Below are 17,014 nucleotides of genomic sequence, written 5' to 3'. Positions count from 1 at the left end.
AAAATGAATTTAAAATTAAGATTGGGTATTTTAGGTGGTGGTGGTAATTCTTTAATAGGAGTCTTACATCGTATTGCTGCTAATATGCATGATAAATACACCATTACTGGCGGAGTATTTGGTACAGATTGGCAAAAAAATATTGATTTTGCAAATAAAATAGGTGTTCATAATAATCGTGTTTATAAAGACTTTGACGCTTTTATTGAAAGAGAATTAAAATTACCTACCACAGAAAGAATACAGGTTGTTGCCATTTTAACTCCTAATTTTTTGCACTTTCCTATGGCAAAAAAACTAATAGAAAATGGTTTTCATGTCATTTGCGAAAAACCAATGACAACTACTTTTAGCGAAGCTAAAATTTTACATAAACTTGTAAAAGATGTAAAAACAATTTTTGCCGTAACCTACACTTACACTGGTTACCCAATGGTAAGACAAATGCGTGAAATGATCTTAAATGGCACAATTGGTAAGGTACAAAAAGTAGATGCACAGTATTACCAAGGGTGGATAAACCCAATCATACATGATAAAAGCAAAAGAAGTACTACTTGGCGCTTAAACCCAGATAAATCTGGAATTAGTTGTTGCATTGGCGACATTGGTACCCATGCTTTTGACATGCTAGAATATGTATCTGGTTTAAAAATTGAAGCAATTCTTGCCGACTTAAACTACCTATACAAAGATAATAAGATGGATATTGATGGCACTGTTTTATTACGATGTACTAACAACGTAAAAGGGGTTATTTGCGCAAGTCAAATTGCAACAGGTGAAGAAAATAGTTTTGTGGTAAAGGTTTATGGCGATAAAGCAGGTTTAAAATGGGAACAAGAAAACCCAAATTACTTATACCTAATGAAAGAAGGAGAACCTTTACAAGTATTAAAACCAGGACATAACTACAATACAGAGCTTTCTTTAAATGGCACTAAACTGCCGCCTGGGCATCCGGAAGGTATTTTTGATGCGATGGGTAATATTTATAATGGCGTTGCAAAAGCAATCAATAAAGAACCTTATAATAAGGGAGAGTTTCCGACAATAATAGACGGAATTAGAGGAATGAATTTTATAGAAAAAACGGTGTCTTCTCATGAAAAAGGAAATGTTTGGGTACCAATTGAAACTCAAGAATAATGATAAAAGGACCTGCTGTATTTTTAGCACAATTTATAGATAAAAAAGCCCCGTTTAACACCTTAGATGGCTTGTGTAAATGGGCATCAGAACTAGGGTACAAAGGCATTCAAATACCTACATTAGACAAGTCGATAATTGATCTAGACATTGCAGCAGAAAGCCAAACTTATTGTGATGAACTAAAAGGTAAAATAAACGCCTACGGATTAGAAATCACAGAATTATCTACACACATACAAGGGCAGTTGGTCGCTGTTCACCCAGCACATGACATCATGTTTGATGTTTTTGTGCCTAAAGAATTAAAAGGCAAACCCAAAGAAAGAACTTTATGGGCGGTAGATCAAATGAAAAAAGCTGCTATTGTTAGCAATCGCCTAGGTTTAAAAGTACATGCTACTTTTTCTGGATCGTTGCTTTGGCCTGTTATGCATCCTTGGCCACAACAACCCAAAGGACTGGTTGAAACGGGTTTTAAAGAACTAGCAAATAGATGGTTGCCAATTTTAAATACCTTTGATGAAAATGGTGTAGATGTTTGTTATGAGGTTCATCCTGTAGAAGATATTCATGATGGCGATACTTTTGAGCGTTTTTTAGCGGCTACCGGTAATCACAAACGTGTAAATATTTTATACGACCCATCTCATTTTGTTTTACAGCAATTAGATTACATCAAATACATAGAACATTATCACCAGTTTATTAAGGCTTTTCATGTAAAGGATGCAGAATTTAATCCTACCGGAAAAAAAGGTGCTTTTGGTGGATATAATGATTGGAAAAACAGAGCAGGACGCTATCGTTCTCCGGGAGATGGACAAGTAGATTTTAAGACAGTTTTTTCTAAACTAACAGAATTTAATTGTGATGTTTGGGCTGTTTTAGAATGGGAATGCGTTGTTAAAAGTCCGGAACAAGGTGCTAAAGAAGGGGTGGCATTTATTAATAATCACATTATAGAAACAACCACTAAAAGGTTTGATGATTTTGCTGGTGGAAATGAAATAAACGAAAAAGAATTGAAAAGAATTTTAGGAATTTAACTTATGAAAAAATACGCACTCACTGCTTTAACAGCTCTTGTAATTGTTGCTTGTCAGCAAAAAAACACGCCAATAACAACTGTAGAAACAGCACCTACAAAACCAGAACAAACCGAAATTTGGGAACCTAAACCACCTGTTGTTTCTGTAGATATGGAAAACAAAATACCTTCGGATGCAATTGTTTTATTTGATGGTACAAACACCCAACAATGGATTTCATCGAAAGACAGTACTGCTGTAAAATGGGTTGTAAATACAGATAAAAGTATGACGGTAAAAGACAAAACTGGCGACATACAAACCAAACAAAATTTTGGTTCTGTACAACTGCATATCGAATGGAAATCATCAGAAGAAATTAGAGCTAATGGTCAAAATAGAAGTAACAGCGGTGTTTTTTTACAAAACAGGTATGAGGTACAAGTGTTAGATAACAATAATAATGACACCTATGTAAATGGGCAAGTTGGCTCAATTTACAAGCAAGCAATTCCGCTAGTAAACGCAGCATCTAAAACGGGCGAATGGAATAGCTATGACATTATTTATCATCAACCAATTTTTGATGCCAAAGGAGAATTAACAAAAAAGGGAACAATCACTGTTTTACACAATGGTGTTTTAATTCAAGACCATGTAACTATAAAAGGTACTACAGAATATATTGGTTGGCCTAAAAATAATGCCCATGGTAAAGGCCCAATAAAGCTACAAGACCACCAAGACAATAGTGGTGTTAGTTATCGAAATATATGGGTAAGAGAGTTGTAAACCTGTTACTGTTTTTTGTTAAATAATTTATTTTGTAGATTCTCTAGAAATTACTTTTGTGTCTATAACAACTGTTTTATAAGGCTCTTTTACGTTGTTTTTATTGTTTATTATTTCTGAATAAAGTAAATCGAATGCTACTTTTCCCATTTGCTGTCCAGGCTGATCGATGGTAGATAAATGTGGCGTTGTAATCTGTGTTAAAAGCCAATTACTAAAACCGATAATAGAAATTTGCTCTGGTACTTGAACATTATTTTCTTTAAAAGTTTCTAAAACACCAATGGCTAATAAATCTGTTACCGCAAAAACGGCATCAACCTCTTTATGGTTTTCAAAAATTGTTAAAGCAGCCTTTTTGCCAGACTCTAAAGAAACATCCTCTGTTTCAATGTCTAAAAGTTTATCATACTCAATATCGTTTAATAAAAGAGCTTTTTTGTAGCCTTTATACCTGTCTATTGTTGTTTGCGATTTTAATTTATTCCTTACAATTGCAATTTTTTTACAACCTATATCAATTAAATGTTGGGTTGCCATTTGTGCTGCTTTTATATCATCAATCACCACTTTATTGCAATCTATAAGTTTCGAAATTTTGTCATACAAAACCAGCGGAACATTATTGCTTAAAAGACTTTTAACATGTTTAAAATTGTTGGTATTATCTGCAAAAGAAAGCAACACCCCATCTACATTTTTTTGCAGCAAAGCATCTAATTGTTTTACCTCATATTCATAATCGTCATTAGATTGCACTACAACAACAGCATAACCGCATTTAGAAGCGGCATTGATAACGCCTAAAATAATGTTAGAAAAAAAATAATGTACAATTTCTGGTACAATTAACCCAATTATTTTAGACTCTTGGCTACGTAAATTTTGTGCAAAAGAATTGGGTGTATAATCTAGCTCTTTGGCTAAATTTAAAACCATGGCTTTAGTTTTCGGGCTAACATCGGCATAATTATTTAAAGCCTTAGATGCGGTCGATTTCGAAATCCCTAAAATTTCTGATATTTTATTTAGTGTAGTTTTAGACATGATTAACACAAAACTAACCTTTTAGATTGTAAAAAAAGAGAAATAAGCAATAATTTACGAAACCGGTTTCGGTAATAAAAAAGCCTTTTTTTAGGGTTAAAAAAAAGGAACTAGAGAATAAAATGATTATTATTGTCTTAATTAAAAGTTAAATTATCTTTAATCTGATAATAAAAGGTGGTTTAAATTTCCAAATTAATAAAACTAATTAATAACAATTATGAGAAGTAAATTTTTTAAAATTTTGCTGGTTTCATGTATCTTTCTTTTAGGAGGTGCAGCATACGCCCAATCGGTAACGGGTGTAGTTTCTGATGCAAATGGTGTATTGCCAGGTGTAAGTATTAACATTAAAGGAACAGATTCAGGTGTAGAAACCGACTTTGACGGAAAGTATGCTATTAAAGCAACCCAAGGAAATGTTTTGGTGTTTAGCTATTTAGGATACAAAACAATTGAAAAAACAGTAGGTTCTGCTACTGTTATTAATGTAACTTTAACAGAAGATGCTACATCTTTAGATGAGATTGTAGTAATTGGTTACGGTACAACTACTGTAAAAGATGCAACAGGTTCTGTTACTTCTGTAACTGCAGAAGACTTTAACGGAGGTGTAATTTCATCACCAGAACAATTAATACAAGGTAAAACTGCCGGTGTACAAATTACACAATCTAGTGGTGCGCCAGGTGCAGGTATTGCTATTCGTATTAGAGGTACTTCTTCTGTTCGTTCTAACAACAATCCTTTATTTGTTGTAGATGGTGTGCCATTATCTGATGGTGGTACTGCTGGTGGAGCAGATATTGGTGGTGGTACTAGTTCGGCTAGTAACCCATTAAGTTTCTTAAACCCAAATGATATTGAAAGCATGAGTGTTTTAAAAGACGCTTCTGCAACTGCTATCTATGGTTCTAGAGGTGCAAATGGTGTGGTTATTATTACTACTAAAACCGGTAAACAAGGTGGCGGTGGTGTTTTCGAATTTAATTCTAACTTAAGCATGTCTTCTGTTGCTAAAGAATTCGATTTACTTGATGGACCAGAATACTTAAGTGCCATTGCTCAATACGGTGGTAATGCATCTGCTTTAGATTTTGGTGCTAACACAAATTGGCAAGATGTGGTTTTTAGAGACGTAGTTTCTACAGACAATACGCTTTCTTATTCTAATAACTACGGAAAAGGGTATGTTAGAGCTTCTATTGGTCATGTAGATCAACAAGGTGTTGTAGAAAACTCTTCTCAAGAAAAAATTACAGGTCGTATAAATGCGTCACATAAGTTTTTTGATGATAAATTAAAGGTAGATTTAAATGCTACTTTGTCTCAAATAAATGACGAGTCGCCATACATTACTAACTCTGCTGGTTCTCAGGGAGATTTATTAGGAGCAACTTATTTTGCAAACCCAACATGGCCTAATGATATTAACTTTACAAGTGGTGATGGTAAATTAAACCCAAGACAACTTTTAGAGTATTACGAAGATTTAAATGAAACAAACAGAGCTTTATTAAACGGTTCTTTAGAGTATGCGATATTAAGCAACTTAAAAGCGAAAGTGAACTTTGGTTACGATAAATCTTCTGGAACAAGAACACAAGTAATATCTCCAGACATTGATGGCTTTAACAACGGTGCTTCTGGTAATGGTAGAGCAGCTTTACAAGATGTAGAGGTACAAAATAATTTAATGGACTTTACTTTAAACTATACCAAAGAATTTGAAAATTCTAATTTAGAGGTATTAGCTGGTTACTCTTTTCAAAGTTTTAAAAACTCTGGAAGAACTGTATTAGGTTTTGGTTTAAACTCTAGTAACTTAGGGCAAATGGCTTCTAATTTAGAGAATGCTGCGAACCAAATAGAAGGTACTATAAACCAACCTTACCAACAGTATGGGTATAGCTCGGCTGGTTTGTTTATCAACCAAGTATTACCAACTATTAATAGTAACATTTCATTAACTGCACCAACAGGTGTGGGTGTAAATTCTGTAACAGGTAATACCTACAATAATACAGATGAGTTGCAATCATTTTTTGGTCGTTTAAACTATAAGTTACACGATAAGTACTTATTTACGTTTACTTTAAGAGCAGATGGTTCTACACGTTTTGGACCAAACAACCAATATGGATATTTCCCTTCTGGTGCATTTGCATGGCAATTACACAAAGAAGATTTTATCCCAGAATCTTTTTCTACACTTAAAATGCGTTTAGGATATGGTATTACAGGTAACCAGGATGGTTTAGGATATGGTAACTTTTTACCAAGACAGCGTTTTAGCGACCCAAGTATTGGTAATGGTGGCGAGGTAAACCCTGCAGGTTTTAGCCAAGTTTCATTTGCAAACCCAGATTTAAAATGGGAAGAAACTGCACAATTCGGTATTGGTTTTGACTATGGATTTTTTAACGATCGTTTAAACGGTTCGGTAGATTTATATCACAAAACAACCTCAGATTTATTATTACAACAAGAATCTGCACAACCAGCGGTTCAGCCATTCGTTTTTTCTAACTTAGATGCAAAAGTGATTAACAAAGGAATCGAATTTGCTGTAAATTACGACATCATTCAAAAAGATGAAATGAACTGGAACTTTGGTTTTAACGTTTCATACAACGAAAATGAAGTACAAGATTTTGATGGTTTAATTCAAACAGGAGAAATTAGTGGTAACGGTTTAACAGGAGCATTTGCTCAGTTATTAGCAGAAGGTCATCCTTTATTTTCTTACTACTTAAGAGAGTTTGGTGGGTTTGATGCTGACGGAGTTTCTATCTATCCAAACGGAGATCAACAAGAATTTGTAGGTAAAAGTGCATTACCAGATGTAACGGTAGGTATTACTACCAGCTTTAACTACAAAAACTGGGACTTTAATGCATTCTTAACAGGGCAATACGGACAATACATCTACAACAATACTGCCAATGCATTTTTTACAGCAGGTATTATTAATGGTGGACAAAACGTAACAAAAGATGTATTAACAAACGGAGAATCTTCTGCAAACGCACCAGATGTATCTACCCGTTTTTTAGAAAAAGGAGATTTCTTAAGATTACAAAATGCCTCAGTTGGGTATAGAGTTAACCTTAAAGAAGGATCTTTATTTAAGAGCTTACGTTTCTCTGTAACAGGACAAAATTTATTTGTAATTACTCCTTATTCTGGATTAGACCCAGAAGTAGATACACCTAAATCTTTGAATAACATTCCTTCAGCAGGAATCGATTATACTAGTTTTCCAAGAGCGAGAACGTTTACATTTGGATTAAACGCAACTTTTTAAAAAATAGAACAATGAAAAACACGATAAAATGGATAACATTATCAGTACTAACTATTTCAATTAGTTGTACCGATTTAGAAATAGAGCAGACAGATTCTTTTTTTAATGAAAACTTGTCTGGTGAATTTGATGGCGTAGATCCTACTGCTTCGTTAGACGGTTTATATGCCGATTTAAGAGGACAGATACAAGGACAAGAGGGTTTATATGCCTTAAACGAAGTAAGTTCAGATGAATTATTAGTACCTACACGTGGAACCGATTGGGGAGATAATGGGGTATGGCGTAATTTACATGACCATAACTGGAATCCTTTACATAGAGATGTAAAGGGAACTTGGAATAGCTTAAACCAAAATGTTTACAGAGCTTCTTTAATTATAGACTCTAGAAGTGGTGGCTCTGCGCAAGAAGTTGCAGAAGCTAAATTTTTAAGAGCTTTTAGTACTTTTTGGTTAGTAGATTTATACGGTCAAGCACCTTTTAGAACTCCAGATGAAGGGCCAGAGGTAAATCCTTCAGTAAAATCAAGAGCAGAAGCTTTAGCATTTGCTGTACAAGATTTAACAGAAGCATTGCCAAACTTACCTTCTGTTGGGCCAAGCGCAACTTTAAACAAGGCTACAAAAGCTTCAGCAAATCACTTATTAGCAAAATTACACTTAAACAAACATATTTATTTAGGAACTACTGCAGATGCTGCAGACATGACTAAAGTTGTAGAGTTTGTAGATGCTATTAAAGCAGATGGTTTTGCATTGGCAAGTGGATATTTTGATATCTTTAAAAATGATGTAGACTCAGAAACTATTTTATTTACAACTTCTGAAGTAGGGCCAAGAATTTGGAATACCCTACACTACAAACAAAACTCGCCAGATAACAACGGTGGTGGATGGAATGGTTTTACAACCTTATCTGAGTTTTATGATACTTTTGAAGGAGATGCTAATATTAACGTACCAGGTTCTGGACAAGAAGAGCGTAGAGGTTTTGTACCTACAGATGGTTCTAACTTAGGTATAGGATATGGTTTTTTAATTGGTCAGCAATATGATCAAGATGGAGTTGCAATGACAGACCGTGTTGGTAATCTGTTAAACTTTAAAAAAGAATTACCTGGACTTTTAGGTAACGACGAAACTACAGGAATTAGAATGATTAAATATCACCCAGAAAATGGTGGTTTTACAGGTCATCAAATAGTATTTAGATATGCAGATGCTCATTTAATGAAAGCAGAAGCAATTATGCGTGGTGGTACAGGTAGCGAAACGGCATTAGCTTTAGTAAATGAATTAAGAGCAATGAGAAATGCGAACGGTAACACGGCTCCTTTAACGGCTTTATCTGAACAAGATATGTTAGATGAAAGAGGACGTGAATTGTATGGAGAATTCTGGAGAAGAAATGACCAAATTCGTTTTGGTAAATTTAGCCAAGCTTGGGAATACAAAACAAATACAGATACTTACAGAGTATTGTTTCCAATACCAGCAACAGCTATTATTTCAAATCCTAACTTAGTACAAAACGAAGGATATTAATATTTTATCTATTTACTTATAGTTCAATTAAAGAGGGTATGCTAAATACCCTCTTTAATTATTTTAAACAGAAAAATTACAACATCAAAAAAGTGCTATTTTAATTGTAATTTTCGTTATAACTTCAAAAAGAATACCTTAAAAAATAAGTGCTATTTAATTATATTTACCCAACAATATATATTTAAAATAGCCACCTTTTTAAAAAACACGTATGCAGTTTCAATTTAAAAATATTATAGTATTCATTTCACTTTGTACATTCTTTTACGCCTGTAAAAATGAACAAACAAAACAAACTGCAACACCAGAAATAACACTGTTTACACTTTTAAAAGCAGAAGACACTGGAATAGATTTTGTCAATAAAATCAAAAATCAAAAAAATTTTAACATCTTTAAATACCGAAACTTTTACAATGGTGGCGGTGTTGCTATAGGCGATATAAATAATGATGGCCTAGCAGATGTATACTTAACAGGCAACATGGTTGCTAACAAATTATACCTAAATAAAGGTAATTTAAAGTTTGAAGACATTTCTAAAAGTGCCGGTATAGAGGGCAACAAACCTTGGTCTACCGGAGTGGTTATGGTAGACATAAACCAAGACGGATTGCTAGATATTTATGTTAGTAACGCCGGTAACATGAAAGGGAATAACCATGATAACGACCTTTTTATTAATAATGGAAATCTAACTTTTACAGAAAAAGCAGCAGAATATAACTTAGCAAAAACAGGCTTTTCTACACACGCTTCTTTTTTCGACTATGATAAAGACGGCGATTTAGACGCTTATATTTTAAACAATAGTAACATACCCGTTAGTAGCCTAGGCTATGCAGAGCAAAGAGATAAAAGGGCGCAAGATTGGGAAAACGTACCTGCTATTTTTAGAGGTGTCGGAGACATGTTGCTAAGAAATGACAATGGTAAATTTGTAGATGTAAGCGAAAAAGCGGGCATTTATGGTAGTTTAATTGGTTTTGGACTGGGTGTTATGGTAACTGATATTAATGGCGATTTATATCCGGATATCTACGTTTCTAACGATTTTTACGAAAGAGACTACTTATATATTAACAACCAAGATGGCACTTTTACTGAAGACATAAAAAATTGGATCTCTCATTTAAGTTTATCTGCAATGGGAGTAGATATTGCAGACATTAATAATGATGGTAATGCAGATATTTTTATTACCGATATGTTGCCAGAAGCAGATGAAAGGGTAAAATCTGTCATGGAGTTTGAAGGCTACAATGTTTTTAAACTAAAACAGAGTAAAGATTTTTCGCAACAATACATTCAAAATACACTGCAACTTAATAATGGTAACAACAGTTTTTCTGAAGTTGCCTATTATAGTGGTGTTGCCAAAACAGATTGGAGCTGGGCTGGCTTACTTTTTGACATGGATAATGATGGCTATCGAGATATTTTTATAACAAACGGTATCAACCATGATTTAACAGACTTAGATTTTGTAGATTTTTTTGCCAATGAAATTATACAAAACATGGCATTAACCGGTAGAAAACAAGCTATAGATTCTATTATAAACAAAATGCCTGTAAAGCCTCAGCCTAACTTTGCATATCAAAATAACAAAGACATTACCTTTAAAAATGCCAACAAAAAATGGGGGTTTGAAACACCAAGCCTTTCTAACGGTGTTGCCTACGGAGATTTAGATAACGATGGTGATTTAGACCTTATTATTAACAACGTTAACATGCAACCTTTTGTTTATGAAAACAATACAGACTCTTTAGCAAGTTATAATTACCTTAAAATTAAGCTAGATGGATTACAGAAAAATAAATTTGGTATTGGTGCATCAATAAAATTATACTACGATAATAAAATTTATGTGCAAGAACAAATGCCTTCTAGAGGGTTTCAATCTTCTATGGACTATGTAATGACAATTGGTCTTGGTAAAGCCGAAAAAATTGATTCTTTACGTGTTATTTGGCCCGATAGTAAAACACAAAAATTAACTGAAATTAGTGTAAATAAAACGGTAACATTAAAACAAAAAGAAGCCACTGAAATTCAAAAAATAGAAAGAAAAGGCACAACGAAAACACTTCTTACAGAAATTCAGAAAAATAAATTTACAAAACATACCGAAAATAGTTATGCAGACTTTGATTATGAAGGGTTGGTTCCTAAAATGTTATCGCAAGAAGGACCTGCATTGGCTGTTGGTGATGTAAATAACGACGGCAATGAAGATTTTTATGTTGGAGGTGCAAAAGGGCAAGCTGGTGTTTTATACCTGAATTTAGGCAATGGAAAAATTATAAAATCGAAACAAGAAGCCTTTTTAAATGATATTCTTTTAGAAGATACAGCTGCTTCTTTATTTGATGCAAATGGCAACGGCTTTTTAGATTTAATGATTGGATCTGGTGGTAATGAAGTTGACCAAGAAGGTTCTTACGCTGCCAGAATATACTTTAACGATGGAAAAGGGAACTTTAAAAAAGGATTGCAAAAAATACCAGCAATCAGAAAAAACATCAGTGTATTGGCTACCAATGATTTTGATAACGATGGTGATATTGATGTATTTGTAGGCGCCAGATCTTTGGTAGGAACGTATGGTGTAAATCCAACACATCAATTCTTAGAGAATAATGGCGATGGTACTTTTGATGATACCTCAGAAAAGGTAGCTTATGAATTAAAAGATGCAGGTATGATTACCAATGCAATTTGGGTAGATATCGATAACGATGCCAAAAAAGATTTAATAACAGTCTCGGAATGGGATACTCCAAAAATATATAAAAATAACGGTCGCAGACTTATCAAACAAAAAACAAGCCTAGATAATTTTTCTGGAATGTGGAATGTTGTTGAAGCCGCAGATTTAGATAATGATGGTGATATAGATTTTATTTTTGGAAATCAAGGAAGCAATACTATGCATAAAACATCTGAAGAAAATCCTTTAAAGATGTGGGTGAACGACTTTGATAACAATGGTACTATAGAGCAAATAATGACCAAACAAAAAGACGGAATTGATTATCCTATTCACATGAAAAAAGAATTGACAGGGCAATTGGTTTCACTTAAAAAACAAAATTTAAAAGCTTCTGAATACGCTAAAAAAGGGATTGATGAACTGTTTGATAAAGAAATATTTGACAAATCTATTGTTAAAAAAACAACGATTTCTGAAACTATAATTGCGGTAAACAACGGTAATAATAATTATACAATTAAAAAACTACCTGCCAACGTACAGTTCTCTTGTATTTGTAGCATCGTTTGTAAAGACATTAATAGCGATGGGCATTTAGATCTAATTATGGCAGGAAATAATTATGAATATAAACCTCAGTTTTCTCGATTAGATGCCAATTACGGCTCTGTTTTACTAGGTGATGGCAAACTAGGTTTTGAGCTGCAAAACTATACTAAAAGTGGCTTTTTTAATAAAAACGAGGTAAAACACCTAAAAGTTATTAAAGATAAAAACGGCAAAAGCTATTTAGTGGCTGCCATTAATAACGAGTTTCCTAAAATATATGCAATCAATGAATAAATATACCTGCCCTTTTCTTGTATGTATCTTTTTGATTATTGGCTGTAATAAGAAAGCAGAGTTGTTGTTTAAAAATCCGCCCTCAACAAAAACAGGTCTTACTTTTAAAAACACAATAACAGAAACAAACGCCCTAAATATTTTAGATTATTTATACCTATATAATGGCGGTGGTGTAGCTTTAGGAGATATTAATAATGACGGATTGGTAGACATTTTTTTATCGGGCAATCAAGTAAAAAATAAATTATACCTAAATAAAGGCAATTTAACCTTTGTAGATATTTCTGAAAAAGCAAACATAAAAGGCAATAGTAGTTGGAACACTGGTGCGGTTATGGGCGATGTAAATGGAGACGGATTGTTAGATATTTATGTATGCGCAGTGGTAGGCATTAATGGTTTTTATGGATATAATGAGCTGTATATTAATAATGGTGATGCTACTTTTACAGAAAAAGCTCAAGAATATAAACTAGATTTCGATTCGTACAGTTCGTCTGCGGCTTTTATTGATTATGACTTAGATGGAGATTTAGACATCTATCTTTTAAACCACGCTATTCATACCCAAGAATCTTTTGGAAAAGCCAATTTAAGAAACAAAAGAAACTATCAAACTGGCGATAAACTTCTTAGAAATGATGGCAAAACGTTTACAGATGTTAGTGAAAGTGCTGGTATTTTTGGCGGAATTAATGGATATGGTTTAGGCATATCGGTTGCAGATTTTAACAAAGATGGATATCCAGATATGTATGTTGGCAACGATTTTCATGAAGATGATTACTATTACATAAACAATAAAAACGGCACTTTTTCTGAACAATTAAAAGAGCATTTTAGCCATACTTCTCGTTTTTCTATGGGCAACGATGTAAGTGATATTAACCAAGATGGGTTGCCAGATCTTATTTCTTTAGACATGCTGCCAGAAGATGAAGTTGTTTTAAAAACCTCTCAGGGTGATGATAATTTTCAGATTCAGAAAATGAAAACACAAAAATTTGGTTATCATTATCAATATACCAGAAACATGTTATTTGTAAATCAGCAAGATGCTGGTTATTTAGAAACGGCTCTTTTAAGCGGTGTGGCAGCAACAGACTGGAGCTGGAGTAGTTTGTTTGCAGATTTTAATCAAGACGGCAAACAAGATTTATTTATTTCGAACGGAATAACAAAAAGACCCAATGACCTCGATTTTATCAACTTTGCTTCTAGCGAACAGATTCAGAAAAAAATAGACAAAACAAAACTTGTAGATCAAGAAGCTTTAGAGATGATGCCTTCTGGTAAAATGCAAAATTATATTTTTAAAGGGGCCGAAAATTTAAGCTTCGAAAACAAATCGAACGATTGGCTTACGGATAAAAAAACAGTCTCTGGCGCTACTGCTATGGCAGATTTAGATAATGATGGCGATTTAGATTTGGTGGTAAATAATAGCAATGAAGAGGTAGGTTTGTACATCAATCAAACCAATAAAAAAGCAAGTTACCTTAAACTAAAGTTTAACCACACTGCACCCAATACTTTTGGTATTGGCACAAAAGTATATGCTTATAATAACGGAAAATTTCAGTTTAAAGAATTGTATACCGTTAGGGGTTTTCAGGCATCTTCAGAACCTATAATTCATTTTGGTTTTGGATTAGAAACTGCAATAGATTCGGTAAAAATTATTTGGCCTAATAAAACAACTCAAACCTTAAAAAAGGTAGTTTTAAACCAGCAACTTACTATTAAACCAGAAAACACAAAACCATTTAACGAAGCTTCTTTAAAAGGAACATCAAAAAAAATATTTACTGCTGTAAAAGGGCAATTGGGCATTAATTTTACACATGAAGAAGATAATTACACCGATTTTAATAGACAAAAATTAATTCCGTACCAAGTGTCAGACCAAGGTCCGGCTATTGCTGTTGGCGATTTGAATAATGACGGAAAAGAAGATTTATTCTTTGGCGGATCTAAATTTAAAAAATCAAAAGTATTTTTTCAGACAGATAGTTTGTATGTAGAAAAAAAGATCGAAGTTTTGGCTAAGGAAGCAAAAAAAGAAGACGTTGTTGCTTTAATTGCAGACTTTAACAACAATGCTAAAAACGACTTATTAATTGGCACTGGTGGGGCAGATTTTTATAATAAAAGCACCCCTTTATTAGATACTTATTTTACACAAGATAGTACTGGTTTTACAAAACAAGAACTCCCAGAATACTTTGAAAATGCAGCGGTCTTAAAAGCGTTTGACTATGATAATGATGGTGATTTAGATATTTTTGCAGGTAATAATGCTGTTTCAAATGATTTTGGCGCCACACCAAACTCGTATCTTTTACAAAACAATAATGGTGTTTTTTCAATTTTAGAAAATCAACCTTTTCAAAATATTGGAATGATAACAGATGCCGTTTGGGAAGATTATAACGGCGATGGTTTTACCGATTTAATTCTTGTTGGCGAGTGGATGGCTCCTAAATTCTTTAAAAATACTAAGGGTACTTTTACAGAAGAAAATAAAGTGGCTTCTAATCTTAAAGGATTATGGCAACAAATAATGCCATTTGATATTGATAATGATGGTGATACCGACTATTTATTGGGTAACTGGGGGTTAAACTCTAAATTTAAAGCAAGTGAATCTTTTCCGTTACGAATGTATTATGCAGATTTTGATGATAACGGAAGCACAGAAACCATTGTTTGTAATGCTAAAAATGGCCAATACTACCCTATTGTTAGTTTTGATGAAATGGCCGGTCAGATTATTAGTTTGAAAAAGAAATTTACCTCTTATAAAAGTTTTGCTGGTAAAACAATAGAAGAAATTTTTGATAAAAAGACCCTTAAAAAAGCACGCATTTTAGAAGTACACAATTTAGCATCTGGGTATTTAAAAAACGATAACAATACGTTTGTTTTTATCCCTTTTAAAAATGAACTACAAATATCGCCAATTACCACTTTATTAAAACATGATTTTGATGGCGACAGCAAGCAAGAAATACTTGCTGCTGGTAATTATTTTGGTGTTAGTCCTTATCATGGTCGGTTCGATTCTTTTCCTGGAGCAATAATTTACAATGAAAAAAGCACAGAATTAGGCAATAAAATTGGCTTAGATTTTCATCAAAAAGCAGTAAAAAAATTAACAATAATTACCTTAAATGGCACTCAATACTTACTAGCAACTATAAATAATGATGCCGCCCAGGTTTATAAAATTAAAAAATGATTAAAAAACAATATTTAGTAGTATCAATACTCTTTATCTTTTTATTTACATCGTGTAAAGAGACGTCTGCACCTATAAAAATTACACCAGATCATTTACACACAACTATAGACAAAGTGGTAGAAATAATGATTCATGATATTTTTTCTCCACCGGTAGCTAGTCGTGTTTTTGCGTATCCGGCAATTGCTGCTTATGAAATTATAGCACAAAATGATACAAGCTACGTGTCTTTAAAAAAACAAATAAAACATTTTAAAGGCATTCCGAAAGCAAATTCCGAAGACCAAATTAACTATCCGCTTGCGGCAATAATTGCGCATATAAATATTAGTAAAAAACTTATTTTTTCTGAAGAGAAACTAACAAAATACAGAGATAGTTTATATACCGTTTGGCAGGCTAAAAATGAAAAAGAGTTTAACCATTCTAAAGCCTATGGTTTGCAAGTTGCCGCTGCCGTAACCAAATGGATGAATGCTGATAATTATGCACAAACGCGAACAATGCCAAAATTTAGAGTAGATGCAAATGATGAAAGCAGGTGGCAACCAACACCACCTTCTTATATGGATGGTTTAGAACCAAACTGGAACAAAATTAGAACGTTTGTATTAGATTCTGCAGCACAATTTAAACCAGTACCTCCTCCGAAATTTTCAATGAATAAAAATAGTGCCTTTTATAAAGAAGTAAAAGAGGTGTATGACATTAGTAATGAAATTTCTAAAAAAGGGGATACTTCTGAAGAAATAGCCATCGCACAATTTTGGGACTGCAATCCGTATGTATCTGTAAACAGAGGGCATTTAATGTTTGCTGTAAAAAAAATAACACCCGGTGCTCATTGGATTGGTATTACTAAAATTGCTGCTAAAAAAGACAGTGCCAATTTTAATAGAACAATTTACGCCTATACAAAAACAGCAATTGCAATGGCAGATGCCTTTATTAGTTGTTGGGATGAGAAGTACAGAAGTAATTTAGTACGTCCAGAAACGGTTATAAAAGCTTATTTTAATAGTGAATGGAAACCGATCTTACAAACACCTCCTTTTCCAGAATATACCAGCGGACATTCTGTTGTATCTGGAGCAGCTGCAACCATATTGACTGAAATATTTGGAGATAATTTTAGTTTTGATGACAATACAGAAGTTGCCTACGGCTTACCTATACGCTCTTTTACCTCTTTTAATGCAGCAGCAGATGAAGCTACAATAAGCAGGATGTATGGAGGTATTCATTACAGATCTGCAGTAGAAATTGGTGTTGGGCAAGGTAGAAAAATTGGTGGTTTGGTAAAAAAACAGTTGGTATTAAAAAAATAGT

The 17,014-nt window shown here is 33.4% G+C and carries 9 protein-coding genes; 8 read left to right on the top strand and 1 reads right to left on the bottom strand.

What is annotated here, in order from left to right:
- The first annotated feature begins 3 nt into the window (after positions 1-3).
- Genes Q0678_RS04990 through Q0678_RS04980 form a run of 3 tightly spaced genes read left to right on the top strand, consistent with a single transcriptional unit; the run spans position 4 to position 2,972 of the window.
- On the top strand, positions 4-1,149 hold the full coding sequence (locus Q0678_RS04990; RefSeq protein ID WP_299054770.1) for a Gfo/Idh/MocA family oxidoreductase: 1,146 nt from the start codon (positions 4-6) through the stop codon (positions 1,147-1,149).
- Positions 1,149-2,198, top strand: coding sequence for a sugar phosphate isomerase/epimerase (locus tag Q0678_RS04985; protein WP_299054767.1), 1,050 nt, complete (start codon positions 1,149-1,151; stop codon positions 2,196-2,198). The genes Q0678_RS04990 and Q0678_RS04985 overlap by 1 nt, the downstream gene beginning before the upstream one ends.
- Positions 2,199-2,201: 3 nt before the next feature.
- On the top strand, positions 2,202-2,972 hold the full coding sequence (locus tag Q0678_RS04980) for a DUF1080 domain-containing protein (protein ID WP_299054764.1): 771 nt from the start codon (positions 2,202-2,204) through the stop codon (positions 2,970-2,972).
- Positions 2,973-2,999: 27 nt separating this feature from the next.
- On the opposite strand, the gene Q0678_RS04975 is transcribed toward Q0678_RS04980, so the two are convergent.
- Complete coding sequence (locus tag Q0678_RS04975; RefSeq protein WP_299054762.1) at positions 3,000-4,019, bottom strand: LacI family DNA-binding transcriptional regulator; 1,020 nt, start codon at positions 4,017-4,019, stop codon at positions 3,000-3,002.
- A gap of 220 nt (positions 4,020-4,239) precedes the next feature.
- On the opposite strand from Q0678_RS04975, the gene Q0678_RS04970 reads away from it, so the two are divergent.
- The 5 genes from Q0678_RS04970 to Q0678_RS04950 all read left to right on the top strand — a co-directional run bounded on the left by Q0678_RS04970 (position 4,240) and on the right by Q0678_RS04950 (position 17,013).
- Complete coding sequence (locus tag Q0678_RS04970; protein ID WP_299054760.1) at positions 4,240-7,326, top strand: SusC/RagA family TonB-linked outer membrane protein; 3,087 nt, start codon at positions 4,240-4,242, stop codon at positions 7,324-7,326.
- An 11-nt stretch (positions 7,327-7,337) separates the two neighbouring features.
- A complete protein-coding gene (locus Q0678_RS04965; protein ID WP_299054758.1) occupies positions 7,338-8,873 on the top strand; it encodes a RagB/SusD family nutrient uptake outer membrane protein in 1,536 nt (511 codons plus the stop codon).
- A gap of 214 nt (positions 8,874-9,087) precedes the next feature.
- Positions 9,088-12,438, top strand: a complete 3,351-nt coding sequence (locus Q0678_RS04960) for a VCBS repeat-containing protein (protein WP_299054755.1) — start codon at positions 9,088-9,090, stop codon at positions 12,436-12,438.
- The gene (locus Q0678_RS04955; RefSeq protein WP_299054752.1) at positions 12,431-15,682 is read left to right on the top strand and encodes a VCBS repeat-containing protein; all 3,252 of its coding nucleotides are present in this window, start codon (positions 12,431-12,433) and stop codon (positions 15,680-15,682) included. The genes Q0678_RS04960 and Q0678_RS04955 overlap by 8 nt, the downstream gene beginning before the upstream one ends.
- Positions 15,679-17,013, top strand: a complete 1,335-nt coding sequence (locus Q0678_RS04950) for a vanadium-dependent haloperoxidase (RefSeq protein WP_299054750.1) — start codon at positions 15,679-15,681, stop codon at positions 17,011-17,013. Before Q0678_RS04955 ends, Q0678_RS04950 begins: the two co-directional genes overlap by 4 nt.
- The last annotated feature ends 1 nt before the right edge of the window (position 17,014 follow it).

It is taken from the genome of uncultured Polaribacter sp. (assembly GCF_947497125.1).
Classification (GTDB): domain Bacteria; phylum Bacteroidota; class Bacteroidia; order Flavobacteriales; family Flavobacteriaceae; genus Polaribacter.
The sequence above is the reverse complement of the archived record's forward strand: the minus strand, read 5'-3'. Positions and strand labels throughout refer to the sequence as shown.

Excerpts from the sequence above, each read along its gene's own strand:
- Q0678_RS04990 (WP_299054770.1), top strand. The coding sequence starts at position 4 with ATGAATTTAAAATTAAGATTGGGTATTTTAGGTGGTGGTGGTAATTCT.
- Q0678_RS04985 (WP_299054767.1), top strand. The coding sequence starts at position 1,149 with ATGATAAAAGGACCTGCTGTATTTTTAGCACAATTTATAGATAAAAAA.
- Q0678_RS04980 (WP_299054764.1), top strand. The coding sequence starts at position 2,202 with ATGAAAAAATACGCACTCACTGCTTTAACAGCTCTTGTAATTGTTGCT.
- Q0678_RS04975 (WP_299054762.1), bottom strand. The coding sequence starts at position 4,019 with ATGTCTAAAACTACACTAAATAAAATATCAGAAATTTTAGGGATTTCG.
- Q0678_RS04970 (WP_299054760.1), top strand. The coding sequence starts at position 4,240 with ATGAGAAGTAAATTTTTTAAAATTTTGCTGGTTTCATGTATCTTTCTT.
- Q0678_RS04965 (WP_299054758.1), top strand. The coding sequence starts at position 7,338 with ATGAAAAACACGATAAAATGGATAACATTATCAGTACTAACTATTTCA.
- Q0678_RS04960 (WP_299054755.1), top strand. The coding sequence starts at position 9,088 with ATGCAGTTTCAATTTAAAAATATTATAGTATTCATTTCACTTTGTACA.
- Q0678_RS04955 (WP_299054752.1), top strand. The coding sequence starts at position 12,431 with ATGAATAAATATACCTGCCCTTTTCTTGTATGTATCTTTTTGATTATT.
- Q0678_RS04950 (WP_299054750.1), top strand. The coding sequence starts at position 15,679 with ATGATTAAAAAACAATATTTAGTAGTATCAATACTCTTTATCTTTTTA.